Source organism: Natrinema sp. CRL1 (assembly GCF_059162405.1).
In genome coordinates, this window is the sequence record NZ_JBLVOY010000013.1 from 1 (window position 1) to 17,492 (window position 17,492).

Annotated in this window: 19 protein-coding genes and 3 pseudogenes; 10 read left to right on the forward strand and 12 right to left on the reverse strand. The window is 58.1% G+C overall.

All coding sequences use genetic code 11. The features are described 5' to 3' along the window. Nucleotides 1–124: 124 nt before the first annotated feature. Nucleotides 125–310, forward strand: a pseudogene (locus tag ACJYUO_RS21520) (integrase core domain-containing protein); the annotation flags it as partial. A gap of 76 nt (nucleotides 311–386) precedes the next feature. Here the strand turns inward: ACJYUO_RS21520 and ACJYUO_RS21525 are convergent. From ACJYUO_RS21525 to ACJYUO_RS21535, 3 genes are all read right to left on the reverse strand, one after another. Further along, nucleotides 387–605: a HalOD1 output domain-containing protein gene (locus ACJYUO_RS21525; protein ID WP_494347357.1), complete on the reverse strand. Its 219-nt coding sequence runs from the start codon at nucleotides 603–605 to the stop codon at nucleotides 387–389. Beyond that, a complete protein-coding gene (locus ACJYUO_RS21530; protein WP_494347358.1) occupies nucleotides 598–1,536 on the reverse strand; it encodes a DUF955 domain-containing protein in 939 nt (312 codons plus the stop codon). The genes ACJYUO_RS21525 and ACJYUO_RS21530 overlap by 8 nt, the downstream gene beginning before the upstream one ends. Nucleotides 1,537–1,753: 217 nt before the next feature. Further along, the gene (locus tag ACJYUO_RS21535) at nucleotides 1,754–2,029 is read right to left on the reverse strand and encodes a PadR family transcriptional regulator (RefSeq protein ID WP_494347359.1); all 276 of its coding nucleotides are present in this window, start codon (nucleotides 2,027–2,029) and stop codon (nucleotides 1,754–1,756) included. 280 nt (nucleotides 2,030–2,309) lie between these two features. On the opposite strand from ACJYUO_RS21535, the gene ACJYUO_RS21540 reads away from it, so the two are divergent. Next, complete coding sequence (locus ACJYUO_RS21540) at nucleotides 2,310–2,450, forward strand: DUF7837 family putative zinc-binding protein (RefSeq protein WP_494347374.1); 141 nt, start codon at nucleotides 2,310–2,312, stop codon at nucleotides 2,448–2,450. 168 nt (nucleotides 2,451–2,618) lie between these two features. Here the strand turns inward: ACJYUO_RS21540 and ACJYUO_RS21545 are convergent, their stop codons facing one another. Both ACJYUO_RS21545 and ACJYUO_RS21550 read right to left on the reverse strand, forming a co-directional pair. After that, nucleotides 2,619–2,921 carry a transcription initiation factor IIB family protein gene (locus ACJYUO_RS21545; protein ID WP_494347375.1) on the reverse strand — a complete coding sequence of 101 codons (303 nt, stop codon included), beginning with the start codon at nucleotides 2,919–2,921 and terminating at the stop codon, nucleotides 2,619–2,621. A gap of 9 nt (nucleotides 2,922–2,930) precedes the next feature. Further along, nucleotides 2,931–3,545 (reverse strand): annotated as a pseudogene (locus ACJYUO_RS21550) (transcription initiation factor IIB); the annotation flags it as partial. A 576-nt stretch (nucleotides 3,546–4,121) separates the two neighbouring features. On the opposite strand from ACJYUO_RS21550, the gene ACJYUO_RS21555 reads away from it, so the two are divergent. From ACJYUO_RS21555 to ACJYUO_RS21565, 3 genes are all read left to right on the forward strand, one after another. Further along, nucleotides 4,122–5,135 carry a tyrosine-type recombinase/integrase gene (locus tag ACJYUO_RS21555; protein WP_494347360.1) on the forward strand — a complete coding sequence of 338 codons (1,014 nt, stop codon included), beginning with the start codon at nucleotides 4,122–4,124 and terminating at the stop codon, nucleotides 5,133–5,135. Between the two features lie 238 nt (nucleotides 5,136–5,373). Continuing rightward, entirely contained in the window at nucleotides 5,374–5,919 is a 546-nt protein-coding gene (locus ACJYUO_RS21560; RefSeq protein WP_494347361.1) for a DUF7342 family protein, read from the forward strand. 3 nt (nucleotides 5,920–5,922) lie between these two features. Beyond that, nucleotides 5,923–6,432, forward strand: coding sequence for a hypothetical protein (locus ACJYUO_RS21565; protein WP_494347362.1), 510 nt, complete (start codon nucleotides 5,923–5,925; stop codon nucleotides 6,430–6,432). Between the two features lie 282 nt (nucleotides 6,433–6,714). Here ACJYUO_RS21565 and ACJYUO_RS21570 read toward each other — a convergent pair whose 3' ends face one another. The 3 genes from ACJYUO_RS21570 to ACJYUO_RS21580 are packed head-to-tail and all read right to left on the reverse strand — an operon-like array spanning nucleotide 6,715 to nucleotide 9,284. Beyond that, nucleotides 6,715–7,524, reverse strand: a complete 810-nt coding sequence (locus ACJYUO_RS21570; protein WP_494347363.1) for a nucleoside phosphorylase — start codon at nucleotides 7,522–7,524, stop codon at nucleotides 6,715–6,717. A gap of 39 nt (nucleotides 7,525–7,563) precedes the next feature. Further along, a complete protein-coding gene (locus ACJYUO_RS21575; RefSeq protein ID WP_494347364.1) occupies nucleotides 7,564–8,169 on the reverse strand; it encodes a class I SAM-dependent methyltransferase in 606 nt (201 codons plus the stop codon). Next, nucleotides 8,166–9,284, reverse strand: a complete 1,119-nt coding sequence (locus ACJYUO_RS21580) for a cysteine desulfurase family protein (protein WP_494347365.1) — start codon at nucleotides 9,282–9,284, stop codon at nucleotides 8,166–8,168. Before ACJYUO_RS21580 ends, ACJYUO_RS21575 begins: the two co-directional genes overlap by 4 nt. Nucleotides 9,285–9,426: 142 nt before the next feature. Here ACJYUO_RS21580 and ACJYUO_RS21585 point away from each other — a divergent pair, with 142 nt between their 5' ends. Beyond that, a complete protein-coding gene (locus ACJYUO_RS21585) occupies nucleotides 9,427–9,750 on the forward strand; it encodes a DsrE family protein (RefSeq protein WP_494347366.1) in 324 nt (107 codons plus the stop codon). A 29-nt stretch (nucleotides 9,751–9,779) separates the two neighbouring features. Here the strand turns inward: ACJYUO_RS21585 and ACJYUO_RS21590 are convergent, their stop codons facing one another. Further along, on the reverse strand, nucleotides 9,780–10,514 hold the full coding sequence (locus ACJYUO_RS21590; protein ID WP_494347367.1) for a helix-turn-helix domain-containing protein: 735 nt from the start codon (nucleotides 10,512–10,514) through the stop codon (nucleotides 9,780–9,782). A gap of 89 nt (nucleotides 10,515–10,603) precedes the next feature. On the opposite strand from ACJYUO_RS21590, the gene ACJYUO_RS21595 reads away from it, so the two are divergent. Together ACJYUO_RS21595 and ACJYUO_RS21600 are read left to right on the forward strand one after the other, a co-directional pair. Then, nucleotides 10,604–11,716, forward strand: a complete 1,113-nt coding sequence (locus ACJYUO_RS21595) for an MBL fold metallo-hydrolase (RefSeq protein ID WP_494347368.1) — start codon at nucleotides 10,604–10,606, stop codon at nucleotides 11,714–11,716. A 3-nt stretch (nucleotides 11,717–11,719) separates the two neighbouring features. Beyond that, nucleotides 11,720–13,009: an MFS transporter gene (locus tag ACJYUO_RS21600; protein ID WP_494347369.1), complete on the forward strand. Its 1,290-nt coding sequence runs from the start codon at nucleotides 11,720–11,722 to the stop codon at nucleotides 13,007–13,009. 209 nt (nucleotides 13,010–13,218) lie between these two features. Here the strand turns inward: ACJYUO_RS21600 and ACJYUO_RS21605 are convergent, their stop codons facing one another. Next, on the reverse strand, nucleotides 13,219–13,701 hold the full coding sequence (locus ACJYUO_RS21605) for a DUF892 family protein (protein ID WP_494347370.1): 483 nt from the start codon (nucleotides 13,699–13,701) through the stop codon (nucleotides 13,219–13,221). Between the two features lie 3 nt (nucleotides 13,702–13,704). Continuing rightward, on the reverse strand, nucleotides 13,705–14,295 hold the full coding sequence (locus ACJYUO_RS21610; protein ID WP_494347371.1) for a DUF8102 family protein: 591 nt from the start codon (nucleotides 14,293–14,295) through the stop codon (nucleotides 13,705–13,707). Between the two features lie 170 nt (nucleotides 14,296–14,465). Between ACJYUO_RS21610 and chrA the strand changes: the two genes are divergently transcribed. Together chrA and ACJYUO_RS21620 are read left to right on the forward strand one after the other, a co-directional pair. Continuing rightward, nucleotides 14,466–15,824: a chromate efflux transporter gene (gene chrA, locus ACJYUO_RS21615; protein WP_494347372.1), complete on the forward strand. Its 1,359-nt coding sequence runs from the start codon at nucleotides 14,466–14,468 to the stop codon at nucleotides 15,822–15,824. A gap of 64 nt (nucleotides 15,825–15,888) precedes the next feature. Beyond that, the gene (locus tag ACJYUO_RS21620; RefSeq protein ID WP_494347373.1) at nucleotides 15,889–17,253 is read left to right on the forward strand and encodes an MFS transporter; all 1,365 of its coding nucleotides are present in this window, start codon (nucleotides 15,889–15,891) and stop codon (nucleotides 17,251–17,253) included. 145 nt (nucleotides 17,254–17,398) lie between these two features. On the opposite strand, the pseudogene ACJYUO_RS21625 reads toward ACJYUO_RS21620, so the two are convergent. Continuing rightward, a pseudogene (locus ACJYUO_RS21625) lies at nucleotides 17,399–17,492 on the reverse strand (IS5/IS1182 family transposase); the annotation flags it as partial.

A 17,492-nucleotide genomic window follows, 5' to 3' on the forward strand; every position in this document is an offset into this window, starting at 1 on the left:
TTAGCTAACTGAACGACTTTGCTCGTGAAGCGGGAAATTTTCGACATGGACATCGACGGTTTCCCGCTTCATCTTTCTAGTTCTGACGGTTGAAGCCGACGCCGTACAGCGATTCACCAGAGCCGTCGAAAGAAACCTAATCGAAAAGTGGTTTCACACCTTGAAGATGAGAGTTGACCGCTTCCATAACTCGTGGGTGGGCAGTCGGACGAGCGTCAGAGAATGGCTTGAACAGTTTGTACACTACTATAACACACAACGACCGCACCAGTCACTCAACGGACAGACTCTCGCCGAGGTGCTAAACTAGACAGTGCCGTAAGGTATACCTATCCAAATATCAGTCACATCCGCTTTGTTGACTGTCTGACTCGGCGAACGCCCCGCTACGACACCTTGATCACGGCAACATCGGATGGTGTCACTACCACACGGAGCTCACCAATCGAGAACCGAATCTCGAGATCAGTGTATGGGCTTGTTGAGTCTACAAGTCGCTCGAGGGCTTCGACATCAATCACTTGTTGGAGTTGGTACTCGTTCTGATCAAGGCCCTGTTCTTCGAGTGCATTGATAATCTTGAGTAGAAGCGGTCGATCACTCATCGTCGGTCACCTTGTTGACGACGTCGATGATCTCTTGGGCGGTCGAACTGATCCGCTCGAGTCGGTCGAAAATCGCCTCTGGTTCGTCACCTTCCCACGCAGCGAGGTAGAACGCCGAGCCGCTCGTATCGAGCCCGAAATATCGTCCAACGACGTAGCCGACTGCCTCAGCCTCAAGTTCACGTTTCGACCGTTCAGTCTCGTTGTCGATGCCACTATGCAAGAGTGCATGCGCATACTCGTGGACGAGCGTCACAGCGAGATCGGCGCTATTCTCACGGTCACGTGCTTCGACGAGTGGTCGTTCTGCAGGTGACCGATACTGACAGACGCCCTTGGCATCGCCGTAAGACCAGTCATCTCGAGAGACGACCGCCACGTCCACAGTGAGCGACGAGGCAGCCTTGAGCAGCGCTGGCAGTAGCTTATCGGCGGTTCCAGTCGCTTCAGTCTCGAGTTCAGGTAGTGGCTCCCCCTCTGTTTGGGAAATATCGAAGACCGGTGCTGGTCGAAATCCGACAAGTCCTTTCGACCACTCCTCGGGCGGTGTCTCATCGTATTCGCAATCGCTTCGATCATGATACGATGGTGAGTTCTCACACTCAGGGCACTGCTTCGCGATGATCGGTGCCCAGATCCAGATGGCACTTTCTCCTTCTTTGACATGGCGGTCGAACTCGTTTTGCCACGTCCGATAGCCGGCGACGCGGGTCGCGTTTGGATACTGCCGATTGATCAGCAGCGTATTTCGATGTGAATAGTCGTGAAAGCGGCTCTGCACCTCAAGCCACCTCTGGAACTCGTCGCTCGAGACGGCGTCGTCAACCTCGTCGACGAGGTCTTCGACCCACGCTTCCATCGTACTCTGCATCTCCTCACGTCTGGTGTCCGAGTCGTCGAAGGACACCTGCGAACAGTCACTCGGAGTCATCGTTTGTGACGATGGACGCTCCATTCTGGAACGACCCTCACCCCTTCGGGGAAGAAAAACATACTCGAGGGAGCGCTCGAGTAGTTCCGTTACAGTAGATAGTAGCACGGTTTCTTTATTCAGAAGGTCGCGCGAAAATCACGTTATGTACAGAGAACTCAGCTATCGCTTAGCGCATCTCGATAACATGAATCAGAAAATGTTTTTAGAGCTGTTCTCAGAAATCCATATATTGCTCTTCCCACTCACGACGCTCTTTAATTAGCTTCTTCCCTTGTTCTGTAATATCGTAGTAATTAGTTCGACGATCCAATTGCCCTTTTTCGACCAACTCCTTGTTCACCACTGTATCTAGATTCGGGTATAAACGCCCATGGTTGATTTCACTACTATAGTACTGCTCTACCTCATCTTTCACGTCTTGACCAGATGGCTGCTCTGCACCCGCGATGACGTAGAGGAGGTCGCGCTGGAAGCCGGTGAGGTCGTCCATGCAATGGTCCCTCATCCCTTTGAAGGTTGTTATAGACAAAATATAGATAGGTATGTGAGTATTACAGCCCTCTCTTTATATACGGGCAAGGTAAGAAGAGTGCTTAGAATCCGACCTTCGAGCCTCGTAGAGTGCTATCTCATGCTCAACGATTTCTACTTTCACTGAGGCTGGCATCCCTTTTTCACTCGAAAGATCAAATACCTCGCATAGAGCTGTGGATTCCCCTGTCACACGCTCCATGGCTCCACTCCGGTTCCCTATGACAGTCGAAAACCAGATGCTCGGAAACTGTCCGTTCTGTAACGCTAGAGTCCCAGAACATCAATCCATCATCGAGTTCGTGACGAACGGCAAGCAACGAGTATTCGCAGAATGTCCTGAATGCCGTGAAGTTGTTGATCCGGAAAGCGCTGGTTGACTACACAGGAGTTACCACCGATTTCGTTGAGGGTAAAACCTCTCCCCATGGCCAATAAGCATCTGTAGTTACCGAATCACCCAATTCATACTCACCCAGAGATCTGAATAAAGAAACCGCGCTACCAACTACTGGTTGCAAGCATCCCTCTGGGTTGCTGTATCTGGCTCAGGTTTCGATCTCGAGTAACTCGTCTCGCCGACTGCGGAGCGTGTTCGGTGATGTGCCTGCGATATCGGCGATCCGCTGTTGCGAGAGACACAAACCGACTCGCTGGGCCGCGAGATAAAGACAGCCCGCTGCGACGCCACTCGGCCGGCAGCCGATCGTCAGTCCGTGTTCACGTGCCCTCTGTGCGAGCTCGAGCGCTCGTCGACGAACCTGATCTGGGACCTCGAGTTCTGTTGCAAGCCTCGGAATCCGATCCGTTGCTGTAATCGGCTGTGTCGGCAACTCGAGTTCGACGTTCATCACGGTATAGGCGTTAGTGAGTCTGTTCTGATCACAGCGTGCACAGGCTGCGATTTCGGCCCGTGATCGTCCGAGTCCGTTACACCGAGACGTTGCGTAGACACTGGCTGCAGCCACCGCCTCGAGTGATCGTCCGCGACAGAGCTGTTCGGACTGTGCCGTTCGGAACAGCGAACATGCCTGATCCCGGATATTCTGTGCGAGGCCGAGACTTGCGACGATCCGCCGGATTTCACCGAGTCCATAGGCGAGGTTCCGTTCAGCTTTCGACTGCCACCGAGCACGGGACTGTTCGCGACGCAGCCGGTTCAGTTGTCGGCGCTTCCTACTCGAGAGGGTGTCTCCATTTCCGTCTCGCTTGTATCCAATCTCAGTGGAGAGGCCTCGATCGTGGCGTGTCGGTGTCAGCGGGGCACCAGTCCGTCTCTTGGATCCCTGCTCGTCATATCGACTCCAGTCTGGTCCTCGGTCTAGGTAGGTTTCCTCGAGGATACGTCCACAAGCCTCACAGATCGTCTCCCGGTCAGTCGTTCGAATGCTGCCGCCACAATCTGGACAGTTAGTTGCAGTCGTCTGAACGTCTTCGTTGAATGTAGTCGTGTAGATGTCTCTCGTTGCCATCATTGGCTCCGAAGGGACAACTGAGAAGCCCCTTCACCATTATTGGGGCGATAAACACCACTAGTTGATTCCAGAGTCAATAGAAGAATCCGTAGTATCGATACCTGATTTCAGGCAGATTTCCCTCAATTGACACACCACTTGCAAGATGGGGCTCTAACGCCGGTCTCTGGCCGGCGTTTTCCGAGACATCGAACCCCTAGCGGTACGCTTACTCATAGTCAGCAACCAGTACTGAGGGAAACACGCACGTAGTTTCGGTGCCGATCCCGGTACTGACCTCAAAGGTCACTGCTCGCGTCGACAGCATCTCGGTGATCTTCCGGTGTTGCTCGAGTGTGAGGTCATTGCGCTCGACGACGACCCCATTCGACAAACGAACGAACTCGACGGCGCGCATAGCGACTTCTTCATAAACCGACTGCTGCCGTCCTTTGGATTCCAACCATCCAGAAAACGAATGGGCGCTGCAGGCTCACAGGGCCTCAGACGCCCTCAGGATTCCTCTCGTTCAGTCTGACGAACGGAGGGAAATCCCGGAGTTCAGATCGACCCGTTATCGGTTCGCGACTCACGACTATGAGTCTCGAGCCAATCGATCCGGAGACAGCACTCGAGCTGTACCTCACGGACAAGGAAGCCGAACTCGCCGAGAGTTCGATTCAGTCGCACAGGTACCGCCTCAAGCACTTCCTGCGCTGGTGCGAGATGGAGGACATCGACAACCTCAACGACCTCACCGGGCGCAAAATCCAGCAGTACCGCCTCTGGCGGCGCGACGACGGTGACCTCTCCGTCGCCAGCGAGAAGACCCAGATGGACACGCTGCGCGTGTTCATCCGCTGGGCCGAGTCGATCGACGCCGTCGAGCAGGACCTCTCGACGAAGGTCCGTTCGCCGTCGATGACACCAGAGCAAAACACCCGCGACGAGATGCTGGAGACCGAAGAAGCCGAAGCGGTTCTCTCGTACCTCGCCAAGTACGACTACGCATCCCGTGAGCACGTCACCGTCGCGCTGATGTGGCACACGATGATGCGTATCAGCAGCGTCAATGCCCTCGACGTCGACGACTACAATCCCGGCGAGCAGTACATCGAGGTTCACCACCGCCCGGATACTGACACGCCAATCAAGAACAAGAAAGACGGTGAGCGTCTGGTCGCACTGTCAGATGACATCTGCATGCTGCTCGACGACTGGATCGAAGAGAAGCGACCGAACGTGACTGATGACTTCGGACGTGAACCGCTCGTCGCGACGCGGGAGGGCCGCGCGAACAAGACTACGCTTCGGAAGTACGTCTACCAGGCGACCCGGCCGTGCTTCCGTGGAGTGGAGTGTCCTGAAGATCGAGATCCAGAGGAGTGCGAGGCTGCTGTCAACGACCAGGAGGCGTTCAGGTGTCCCGCGAACGTCAATCCCCACGCTATTCGCAGAGGCAGCATCACGCACTCGCTCAACAGTGACCTTCCGGACAACGTCGTCAGCGATCGCGCGAACGTGAGCCCCGCAGTCATTGAACAACACTACGACCGGCGTACTGAGAAAGAGAAGATGGAACAGCGGCGGGACTATTTAGATCGACTCTGAGCGCAAAATAACTTTCCGCCCTCCTTTTTATTCCTGCTGTATGATAGATGCATTCATATCGATGGGGTTCACTGTAGGCCAATATCGTATTTGACAAGATGATTGCGATGCTCGGAAACGAAGATTCGCTAGCGGTCGCCGGCTAACTGTGGTCGGACTATATAAATGAGCCACCATATTCTGGGCAAGGCCAAATTATAATAGAGGGCGTCTCGTACTCCAGTACAGGTGGCACATCATGGACTCGTGGACTGACGGACTCAGTACCAGAGAGCGCGTGCGAAAGATCGCGCTCTCACTCACCCGCCCTCGGTCGGTCAACTGGATCAAGAACGAAGCCGACGTCGCGTCGTGGGACACCACGAAAGACGAACTCGAGCGACTCGTCGAGTATGGGCAGCTCAAGCGCGTCGAAGACGACAGCGGGACCGAGACGAAGTACCGGTACGGCCCCGACTATCGGCGGCGCTATCTCGACCGCGTGGAAGAACTCGCGGCCGAGCACACCAAGGACGAACTACGGAACGAGGTCGCGGAAATCCAAGAGCAGATCGAAGCGTGGCAGGACACCTACGACGTAGATTCCCTGAGCGAACTGGAAGAGTCCGTGACTGACGCGGATCTGTCGAGCGACGAAATTCGGGAGCGAAACACGGTTATCCGCCGGTGGGAGCGCTCCCAAGAGACGAAACGTCTCGTCGACCACGCGCTCTCCCTGTACGACGATCTCGAGAGCGTCACCGATCCCGAGTCCGGCCCTCGACCGAGCGAGGCGGCGCAGTAATCGATGGCGTCGCTGTTCGTCTTCCTCGCTCACCGGAGTTTACTCGACCAGCACGCCGCTCACGGTGAGATCCAAACGTGGCTGAGCAACCAGGGCGGGTGCCGCGACGTCCGATACGCGCCGAGTTCGATCCGACGACACGAGGTTTACGCGACGGTCGATCCCGAGGTTCTGTTGGGAAAGCCGTATCCCTCGGAGACGGCCGAACTTCGCGTTGAGTTCGACTTCCCGAACGACGCCGAGTACGATCACTACGAGATTCAGTGGATCGACGGGGAACGGAACTACTCGCTCGGGTGGCACCAGGACGAAACCCACCCCGACCTCGGGAAGTGTCACTTCCAACTTGATTATCGAGACGAGACGGTCGCTCGGAAACCGGCCGTGTTCCACGACAGCCATCCGGTGAACGTCCTCGAGCAGCGACTCTCGCTCGTGCCGTCGGTTCTCGAGTTAGTGGCGTGGGAGAACGATCGACCTCGCCTCTCTCAGTGGCCGCCTGACGGCGTGTAGCACCCACGTCCGAATGACCCTCAGTCGCCGCTCTCGATCGGCGAGGGAGTGATCGACTAATTCTGGCAGTAAGTTACCGGCGAGCCCGTAGTTCCTGACGTGGCAGGCTCTTGACCGACCGAACTCTGCGTGACCGACTCAGAGGCTGTACTCAGCAGACGGACAGCTTCAGAGGAACGGTGTGACGGCGACTCGGAAGTCACCCGGACCAGCCAGAACCAGCCCGCTGAACGGACAGAAGCCGTGCTGTATCTGCGGAATTCGGAACGGGCGATTAAAGACTCAGTTCAGCGATCTCCAGGCGGTAGCAGTCGTGGTGATTACCTCTAACGCGTCTTGGCTTCCGTCTGCTTCTCCTTTTTCGAAGTCCTCCTCAGTCTGCCCCATCTGGTTGGTTACATGCGCGAAGCAAACCACCGGACGATCCCGAACGTCCGCGAACGTATACAGCGCTGCTGCTTCCATTTCGACGGCGAGGATTCCTTCTGACCGAGCACGTTCGATTGCAGCTTCCGTTTCCCGGAACGGGGCATCAGTCGTCCACGTTGCCCCCGTGTACACCGGACGGGATACTTTTTCACACGCCTCTTCGACCAAAGCACTGAGTTCGTCATCGAGCGCTGCGTAGCGATTCGGGGATCGGTAATGATGACTCGTTCCTTCGTCGCGGAGCGCACGTTCAATAAGAACGAAGTAGGGCGGGTCGTCCTTCGGTACAATCTTCCCTGAAGAGGTTACACTAATGAGGAATCGGCAACCGGCGGCGAACAGCTGCTCTGCAACGAGGACAGCGAACGATGCCCCCACTGCACAGCCAATGATACCAAATTCCTCACCGTTTCGTTCGAACCGATAGAGGTCGGTATGGTAGCCGGGCCACGCTTCATCTTTACGTGCTTCTCCAGTGGCTGTCAGTTGGCGCACGATGTCTCCATCCGGATCAAGGATACAGATTTCCGGAACTGATCGTTCCGGGAGATCCTTCTGCCGACGGGCGTTCTCCAGCAGCGCTTCCGGCGTGAACACAGATGATTCGTCGAAATCTTTCGCCTCGAAAAGCGGAGACGTGTCCGGGTCAGACGGGTCAGTCATATCGTTCGTGTTCACAGAACTCAGGCAAGGATATTGTGGTCACTCAGTCGGAGTCCCAACGACCGCTGAGATCGCAGCGTTCGATGGGTCTGTGGTCTTGAAGACTTGCTCGTCGGAGATACCCAAAAAGAACTCCTGCTCGCCCTCGACGTATTCCAGAACCGTGTCTGTCAACGCCTCAGAATCCCGGTGGACCATCCGCTGGAAGTAGGAACCTTCTCGCTGGAGATTAGATTGAATGTACTCGGAGCGTGTGTTCAACACGAGTGCCACGAGGACTCCCTCAGACGCGAGGACACGAGTCGCCTCGGCTAGCACAGCATCGCTATCGGGAATGAATTCGAGCGTCGAGACGAAGACGACAGCATCAACGGACGCGGTTGCGATAGGGAGCGTGGTCGCATCACCGAGAACAAGCGGTGCAGAAACTCGATCCTGTGCTGCCTGGATCATCGCCTCTGAGCGATCTACCCCGATCATTTCGTGATCGGGAAAGCGTTCTTCGAGCGAGCCGATGCCGCATCCAACGTCCAGAATCCGGTCGTCTGTACCGACGTGCTGTTTCACGTACCCGGCCTCGCGATCCATGACCGCCGTCCCGAACTCGCTCTCGCAGAATCGGATAAAACTCTCTACGTCGCTCATCTCCTGGCCTCCTCAAGAACGTGTCCGAGTTGGTCTTTGACGTACTGGATGTCCTCTCTCGTCGTGTCACGGCCCAGTGAGAAACGAACCGCGCCAAATGCCAGGTTCGTATCGATGCCCATCTCCATCAGAACTCGAGAGGGAGATCGATCACCGGAGTGGCACGCAGACCCGCTCGACACCGCGATGTCGCGGTCAGCGAACGCCTGAACGAGATCCGCCCCCGACAATTCAGGGAATCCCATCATCGCGTAGCCTGGGAGTCGCCGATCGGGATGACCGACGAGGGTTGCATCGGTTTCGTTCTGGAGTGTGACGATGAGTTCGTCACGGAGTTCGGCTAGACGTTCTCTCCGTTCCGCCAGGTCCTCCACGGCAAGTTCAGCAGCTCTTCCCATCCCAACAATCCCTGGGACGTTTTCGGTTCCGCTGCGGAGTCCCCGTTCTTGACCGCCTCCGTGGATTATCGGCTCCAGTTCGATACCGTCACGGACGTACAGTGCGCCCACGCCTTTCGGGCCATAGAACTTGTGTGCGCTGAGGCTCGCCAAGTCGAGTCCGAGTTCATCGATGTCGATTGGAACCTTGCCCGCTGACTGGACCGTATCCGAGTGGAACAACACGTCGCGTTCGTCAGTGATTTCGCCGATAGCTTCCAGCGGCTGGATGACCCCCGTTTCGTTGTTGGCGTGCATAACGGAGACGACGGCTGTGTCCGGTTGAATCGCATCTGCGACGTCGACTGGATCGACGCGGCCGTCCTTCCCGGGGGTCACCCGCGTCACGTCGATACCGTGTTCTTCCAGCCAGTTGGCTGTCTCGATCACCGCTGAGTGTTCGATAGTCGTGGTGACGACGTGTTGCCCGTCAGCCACGTCGACGGCCCCTTTGAGCGCGAGATTGTCTGCTTCGCTTCCTCCGCCCGTGAACACGATGTTTCGAGCACTCGTACCGAGGAGATCAGCGACTGCTGTTCGTGCGTTGTGAACCGCGTCAGCCTCAGCGGTCGCATAGACCGCCGATGGATTGCAGTAGTGATCTTCGAGAGACGGCTGCATTGCGGCGATGACCTCCTCGTGCGGTTCCGTCGTCGCGGCGTGGTCCAAGTAGATCATTCGTAGTTGCTAAGACGTAACATCGACTCTGGAGCGCTTCACTCATTATCTAAAGGAACTTGCCACCATAATTGGTTGGCGGGATTCCCTCTAGGGAAGAATCATCACAGAGACTCAAGTTACCACCCACCATAGTTTCCGTATGCACCTCGGAATCATCCTCGAGACGAACGACCCTGAGCGCGTCTGGAACGGCTTTCGACTGGCGAACACCGCACTGGACGGGGGGCATACCGTCGAAGTGTTCCTCCTCGGTGATGGCGTCGAAGCGCCTGACCTCGAGCACGAGAAGTTCAACCCGCACGGAGTAATGCGCAAGTACACGCAAGACGGCGGGGAACTCTTCGCCTGTGGTACCTGTCTCGACTCTCGTGACATCGACCCCGACGACCTCAGACCCCGTTCGACGATGGGTGACTGCCTTCGCATCGTCGAAGACGCCGACGAAGTGCTGACCATCGGCTAACGCTACGACGAGGTTGGCTCGTAGCGTGGTCAGTCGGCGCTCTGTTCGGGCGTCCGTGGTTGCTCGACGTGCAGTGGGTCTCCCGTGGACGTCGCCGTCACCAACCGTAGGAACTCGCCCGCGTTCGTGAGGAGTTTGTTCTCAGCTTTCCGAAGGTGTTCCTCGTACGTCGAGCGAGCAACGGATGTCCGCTCGGCCAACTCGCGTAGCGACGTCTTCCGGGGCTGTTCGTAGTACCCGCTTTCGAGGGCCAACCGGAGCGCCGCCAGTTGTCGGTCAGTGAGATCCTCGAAGAGCTGATCGACGGGGGCCAACATGCTGTGCGGGATCTGCTGTTCCTCGATAGCGGTCTTCGAGAGGACATCGATGTCTCGGTCGGACTCGAGGTCCCGAATCAGCGCTCGAACGTCGGCCTCGTCGAACGCGATCACCGAGTAGTGCTCCCAGCCCTGCCGGTGGATCGTCGGCGGCTGGTACAGGCAGTTGTACTCCTCGAACCGGTCGATGATCGACCCCTCTAGCGAACAGAGACACGCCTGCGTGACGATGTGCAACCCCGAGTCGTCGACCGATCGGTGCAGAACCGTTCCCAGACTGTCGATCTCCTCGAGCAACTCGTCCGTCGGGGTTTCCGAGGACGTAATCTCGAGCACTTGGCAGTCGCTCAGGTACCACTCGCGTATCGTGAGGTCCGGATGCCGTTCCGAAATCTCCCGATAGGGACACTCGTGTTTCACCCGGAACGAGGCCTCGTACAGGCTCATACACTACTATTCGGTCTCCATCACAATAGCTGTCCCGGTCATGACCGGCACCACCCATATACAGATATGCCTCTTATGGGTGAACACCGATGACAGAAGTGACTCCGGACGAACTCAGCGGACGATTGCAGGCCGATGGGGATGACGTTCTCGTCCTCGACATTCGGCACCAAGCGGACTACGACGAATGGCACATCCCGGACAGCGTCAACGTCGACGTCTACGACGAACTACAGGACGATCCGGAGACGGCAGAGGATGCCCTCGACAACCTGCCGGAAGAGAAAGAGATCGTCACCGTCTGCGCCGCGGGAGTCGTCTCGCAGACGGCGACGGACGTCCTGCAAGAACTGGGGTACGATGCCGCGACGCTCACCGATGGGATGAACGGGTGGAGCCGTGTCCATCGAAGCGCACCTGTTGAAACCGATCTCGACGGGACGCTCGTTCAGGTCGCCCGTCCCGGGAAGGGCTGTCTCTCGCACGTCCTGCTTTCGGACGGCGAGGCCGCCGTGTTCGATCCCTCCCACTACCTCGACGAGTACGATGCAATCCTCGACGAGCACGACGCCGACCTCGTCGGCGTCTTCGACACGCACGCGCACGCCGACCACGTCTCCGGTGGTGCGGAACTCGCCGAGCGGCACGACGTTCCGTACTACCTCCACCCGAAGGACGCGCTCGCGATCGACGCAACCCCGCTCGAAGATGAAGCGACGATCGAAGTCGGATCCGTCGATGTCGACGTAATCCACACGCCGGGACACAGCGAGGGCAGCGTCTCGTTCGATCTCGAGGGCGAGACCCTGCTCACGGGCGATACGCTCTTCCACGAGAGCGTCGGCCGCGTCGAACTCGGTGTCGAAGCCGGGATCGAAGAGTCCGACGTCGAAGGGAATGCGGCGACGCTCTACGAGAGCCTCCAGCGCCTGCTGGATCGGCCGGACGACGCCGTCGTCCTCCCGGCACACGATCCCGGCTCACCCGAGCCACCGGTGACTGCGACACTCAGTGACGTCAAAGCGCAAAACGCGGATCTTAGCCGTGACCGCGAAGAGTTCGTCGAGACGCTCGCCTCGGACATCCCGGACCATCCGCCGAACTTCGAGCGCGTCAAGCGTACGAACGTCGGCCAGGAGGACGTCCCCGACGACGAACTGTCCGAGCTCGAACTGGGCCCTAACCGCTGTGCAGCCGAATAATCGATGAGCGGGCAAACTGATTTGAAACAGGGTATTCGCGAACACCTCGGACAGTTCTCGCTGCACGTTCTGCTGGTGTTCGCGACGGGGCTGACGATCGGCTCTGAGCGCACGGTCGTCCCCGTCCTGGGCGAGGACGTCCTCGGCGTCGAGTCGTTCTTCGTCATCGGCTCGTTCGTCGTCTCCTTCGGCTTCGTCAAGGCGCTGCTCAACCTCTATGCTGGCAAGTGGGGCGAGGAGTACGGGCGTAAGCCAGTGCTCGTACTCGGCTGGCTCACTGCGCTGCCGATCCCAGTGATCCTCATCTATGCGCCGAGTTGGAGCTGGATCACCGTCGGGAACATCCTGCTGGGGATCAACCAGGCGCTGACCTGGAGCATGGCGATCAACGCCAAGATCGACCTCGCGAGTCCCGACCAGCGCGGGCTCGCCGTCGGCATCGACGAGGCGTTCGGCTACACCGGCGTCGCAGCTGGGGCGTGGATCACCGGCGTCATCGCCGGCCAGACCAGTCTCCGGCCCGAGCCGTTCTACTTCCTCGCCATCGTGGTGGTGCTGGCGTTCCTCATCTCGATCTTCCTGATCAAAGAGACGGTTCACCTCGCGCAACTGGAGGGCGACGACGACCACCACGACGCGAATCTTCCGTTCGTCGACGTCCTGAAGCGCGCGACCTATGGCGACAAGACGCTGTTCGCGGCGGCACAGGCCGGCCACATCGAGAACTTCGTGGACACGCTGTTCTGGATAGCGGTCCCGCTGTATCTCACGAGTCAGGGACTCGCGATCGAGGCCGTCGGCGTCGTCGTCGGCGTTCACAGCGCGATGTACTTCCTCCAGATCGGGACCGGCGGCCTCGCCGACCGCATCGGTCGCCGCCCACCCGTCGTCGTGGGGATGTTCATCGCCGGTGCTGGCGTCCTCGGAATGGTGTTCGTCGACAGCTACCTCCCGTGGGCCGTTTTGGCCGGCGTCTCTGGTCTCGGGATGGCGCTGCTCTACCCGAACCTGATGACGGTGCCGAGCGACGCTGCCCACCCGACCTGGCGGTCGGCAGGCATGGGCGTCTACCGGATGTGGCGCGACTCGGGCTACGGCGTCGGCGCGATCCTGATCGGCCTCACGATGCAGTTCGTGAACACCGAAGCTGCGTTCTACATGACTGCGATCTTGATGTTCATCTCCGGGGCAATCGTGTACGTCTGGATGGAAGAGACCCATCCCGACTTCGGGACCCACAAGCCTCCGGCTCCAGCCCAAGAAGCACCGGGGCAAGTCACACCTGAGGATTGAGAACCGACCTATTTTCTACTAACACCGAATTCGCTTCTTCGCGGAGTTCCGCTAGACTAGTCCCACATCTTCGAACGATGCTCGGAAACGAAGACCCGTTGGTGGTCGCTGCTTCCTGACCGGCTGCGGACCCTGATCCTCCTGAATGAGGTGGTCGAAGAATCAGTTGCGAACTGGACCGGCACGACGACCGCCATAAACGTGAGTGGTTACGTAACTCGTCGATCCTCTATGTATTGCTGCATTCGTGTGAGCGCTGTCTGTGCTTCCTCCCGGTTCGATTCCAGATTTGCGACAGTCGGTTCTGGAAGCCCAAGTTCGTCTGCCAGCAGAATGAGCCGGTCTAGAAGAGTAATCTCCAGCCGCTCGTTAATCATTCCGATGTTGATCACGTCCAAGTCACGCAGTTCGTCGTCCTCGATTTCGAGGACGAACTGATCCTTCTCTGCGATAAGCCCTTCCATGATCGGACTCCCCTGTTCACGCGTTTCCATATCCAGCGTCGCGAAGAGTTCCTCAATGCGATCGATCTGATCGACGGTATCTCCTTCATGACCGCCAAAGATTGCCGTCACTTCGTCGCTGGCTGCGGCTGCGGCAAGATCGCTGTGAAGATCCAGAATCTCGATCTCTGCATGGTAGAGTTTCCGAAGTTCCCGGTCGAATAATTCGCGCTTCGATGTAATCGACATCTGTTACACCTCCTCCGGTCGCTCATCAAAGAGCTGGTCACGCAGACACTCCTGCACTACGTCCGTGTCGACAGCTCCACTCTCCATCAGCAAGTAGAGACCGCTCGGAGAGATCGTTCCGCCTTCCTCGAGTTCTTCGAGGAGTTCGGGGACGCCCACGTCTATTGCGTCAATATCCACAGACACCGACTCGACGAGCATTCCGTCGCGGTGACCTGCCCGTCTGACCGCTGTCGTTACCATTCGCTCGGTGATCGTCTCACTCGTTGAACCGTCCTCTCGCATCAACGCGCCGATACCGACGCTCCGGAGCAGAAACGCGAGCCCGTCACGAACGCCAGCCTGGAGGTCATCGTCCGCATCCCGCCACTGACGACCGGCATCGTCCACCTCGCCGAGGATCTCTCGCCACTCGTCTTCCTCGAGCTCTTCGAACAGAATCGAGAAATCCAGCATCGAATTGTAGACCCGTTCGCGGATGTCTTTCCGCCGCTGGTAGCGTTGTTGTTTGGCGTGTTGCCCGTCGTAGGTCTTTTCGCCCGTCAACCACCGCCGGTCTTCGGTCGTCAGCATCGCGTTCTTGCGGCCGGTCATATACAGCGTGGTGGTCGCGAGGGAGTAAAAACCAGCCGAAAGTAAATCGGAGATACTACACGGGTGTAGAAATATTATTTACCTCGAGGAGAGACAGGTGGGTATGGACGGCATCGTGTCTCAGACAACAACTCCGGCCGCCAGATCGTCACCCGAGACTAACTACGACGATGGCTGACATCGAAGCATCCGCCGCCGTCGAGGAATACAGCGGGCAGGCGAGCTCAGCGAAACTCGTCGAGATTGCCCGCTACTTCCTGTTTATCGGAATCGTCGGGTTCGGCGGCCCACTCGTCCACATCGCGATGATGGAAGACGATCTTGTCGGCGAGGATTCCCGCGGCTGGACTGACGAGTCGATCTTCATGGAGGGGCTGGCGATTTGCAACATGCTCCCCGGACCGGCGTCAACGCAACTCGGGATCTTCATGGGCTGGATGCGCGCCGGCAATCCAGGAGCGATCGTCGCCGGCTTCTTCTTTATGCTCCCGACGTTCATTCTCGTCGTCTTCTTCTCCTGGCTGTACTTCGCGTACCAGACGCTGCCGGCCGTCGAAGCCGCCTTCTACGGAATCAATCCGGTAGTCATTGGGCTCATTGCCGGTGCCGCGTACTCGATGGCACAGAGCGCCCTTGCTGACGGGCAGTCACATGCCGAGTTCGACATCGGATCAGAAACGTGGTCAGTGGACTTTCTCTTGGTTGTACTCCTCGTTGCAGCGACCGTTGCGACGGCCACGCTGAATCCGAATCCCGTCCTTGAATTCATCGTGGCGGGCCTCATCGCAGTTGCCATCTATCGATCGGACTGGGTGCGTGCGAATACGAAACAAATCGCCGCTGCGGGCGTCGTGACTGCTATTGTCGGGGTATTATACGCGGTCCGAGGTCGCTTACTCGACGTTATCGGCCCTCGCATCAGGACAGCTATTGAGGCGAGTCCACTCTGGGGATTCGCCCTCGCCCTCTGGGCAAACTCATGGGTGAAGCTGTTCCTGTTTATGATCTACACCGGGTCGTTCATCTACGGTGGCGGTCTCGTCCTCATCCCGTTCATCGAGAAGTACGTCGTCAACGAGTTCGCGTGGTTGACTGCACGGGAGTTCGTCGATGGTATCGCCATCGGTCAGCTGTCTCCCGGCCCCGTCGTGATGACGACGGCCTTTGTCGGTTACAAGTTGTTGCTGGATATCTCCGGCGGCATCGTGTGGATCGCTATCCTAGGAGCGTTGATTGCCACCGTCGGTGCGTTTGGCCCGTCGTTCGTATTCATTATGGGCTTCTTCCCGTATTTTGCTCGGGTCCGCGAGAACGACGTCGTCCAAACGGCATTGACCGGGGTCAACGCCGCCGTCGTTGGGGCGATTCTCGGTGCGACTGTCACACTCGCTGCGGAGTCGTTCGTCGATGCCTTCACCGTCGCCCTGGCCGTCGTTACGTTCGGACTGTTCGTCCGCGGCACGCACGCTGCATATCTGATTCTCGGCGGCGGCGGAGTCGGTATGGCATGGTACTTCCTCGTCCTATGAGTCAGGCATCACCAATCAAGTACTGGAGTAGAGGTACACGGCTGAGTTCAGCACGATTTCGAGCATGAGTCAGGAACAAGTCACAGTTGAGACGGACGAATCGGGACCGCTAGATACATTCAGGCAGTTCTTCGCGCTGGAGCGAGACGTACTGGTGCTGTCGCTGGCGATGTTCGCGTTCAGTCTCGGCTTCCAGATGACCAGTCGATTCCTCCCGGAGTATATAGTCGCCCTCGGCGCGTCAGGGTTCATAGTCGGCCTCTTCGGAACCGTCGGCAACATCATTTCGGCAGTATTCCCCTATCCGGGCGGTGCGATCTCGGACCGCATCGGCTCACGGTACGCGCTCACCCTGTTCGGTTTGATCTCTACACTTGGCTTCGGCGTCTGGCTGGTCGCGCCGAACCTCGGCGTGTTCACCGTTGCCGGCGTGACGATCCAACCGTGGATCTGGATCTTCGTCGGCCTACTGCTCGCGCAGGGGTGGAAGTCGTTCGGACTCGGAGCGACGTTTGCGGTCGTCAAACAGGCAACCGATCCCTCCCGATTGGCCGCCGGCTTCGCCAGCACCGAGACGTTCCGGCGGACGGCGTTCCTCATCGGGCCGGTGCTTGCAGCCGTACTCATCGGCTTCCATCCCGACTTCACGGTGAGTTTTCAGTACGTACTCGCCGTCGCCGTCGTCTTCGGGGTCATCGGGACGGTCGCCCAGCACCTCTTGTACGACGCCAGCGAGGACTCCATTGGCGATTCCTTTGAGGGGATCAACCAGATCAAACGTGATCTGCGGGACATGCCCGATCCGCTTCGGCCGCTGTTGGTCGGTGACACGCTCGTCAGGTTCGCCAACGGGATGGTGTACGTCTTCTTCGTGCTGGTGATCACCCAGTTCTACCAGGTCGGCTTCGAGACGACGGTTTCGCTGGCTGGCTTTTCATATGCGATCGATCTTTCCCCGGAGGCGTTCTTCGGCTATCTGCTGGGCGTCGAGATGCTGATCGCGCTGTTGATCATGGCACCAGCCGCGAAAGTCGCCGAGCGGGTCGGCCTCAAGCCCATCGTTGGGCTGGGATTCGCCGTATATGCGTTGTTCCCCGTCGTCCTCATCGGCGGGCCGGAGATCCTCGACCCAGTGATGCCGCTCCAGTGGGCGATGGTTCTCATCTTCGCGTTCTCGGGGCTGCGGTTCGCGGGACTGCCTTCCCACAAGGCGCTGATCGTCGGGCCCGCTGAGAAGGGTGCTGGCGGACGCGTCACAGGGACATACTACCTCCTACGAAACACGATCGTCATCCCGAGTGCTGCTCTCGGTGGCTATCTGTGGGAGTTCGTGAGTCCGGAAATCGCGTTCACCATTGCAGCCGTAATCGGTGTCGTCGGGACCGGATACTTCCTCCTGTTCGGCGAAGAGTTTGAGGCCTACGTATAAGCAGGAGAGGTTTCGGTCTCGTTTCCGGTGACCCGAGGCGAAATTGACAGTATCGATCGGCGGCACCGTGTTTATCGGATTCCAATCAGACATCGATATTCTGCTGATAATTGGGCCGTGGTGAATCGCCAGACGGTGCTTGATTTCACTGGTTCACGGCCTGCGTGATGTTGTAAACTGCACACATCAAGACGAGTTCTCGAAATTCGCCGTACCAGGTTCGCGCACGCACGGCGTCG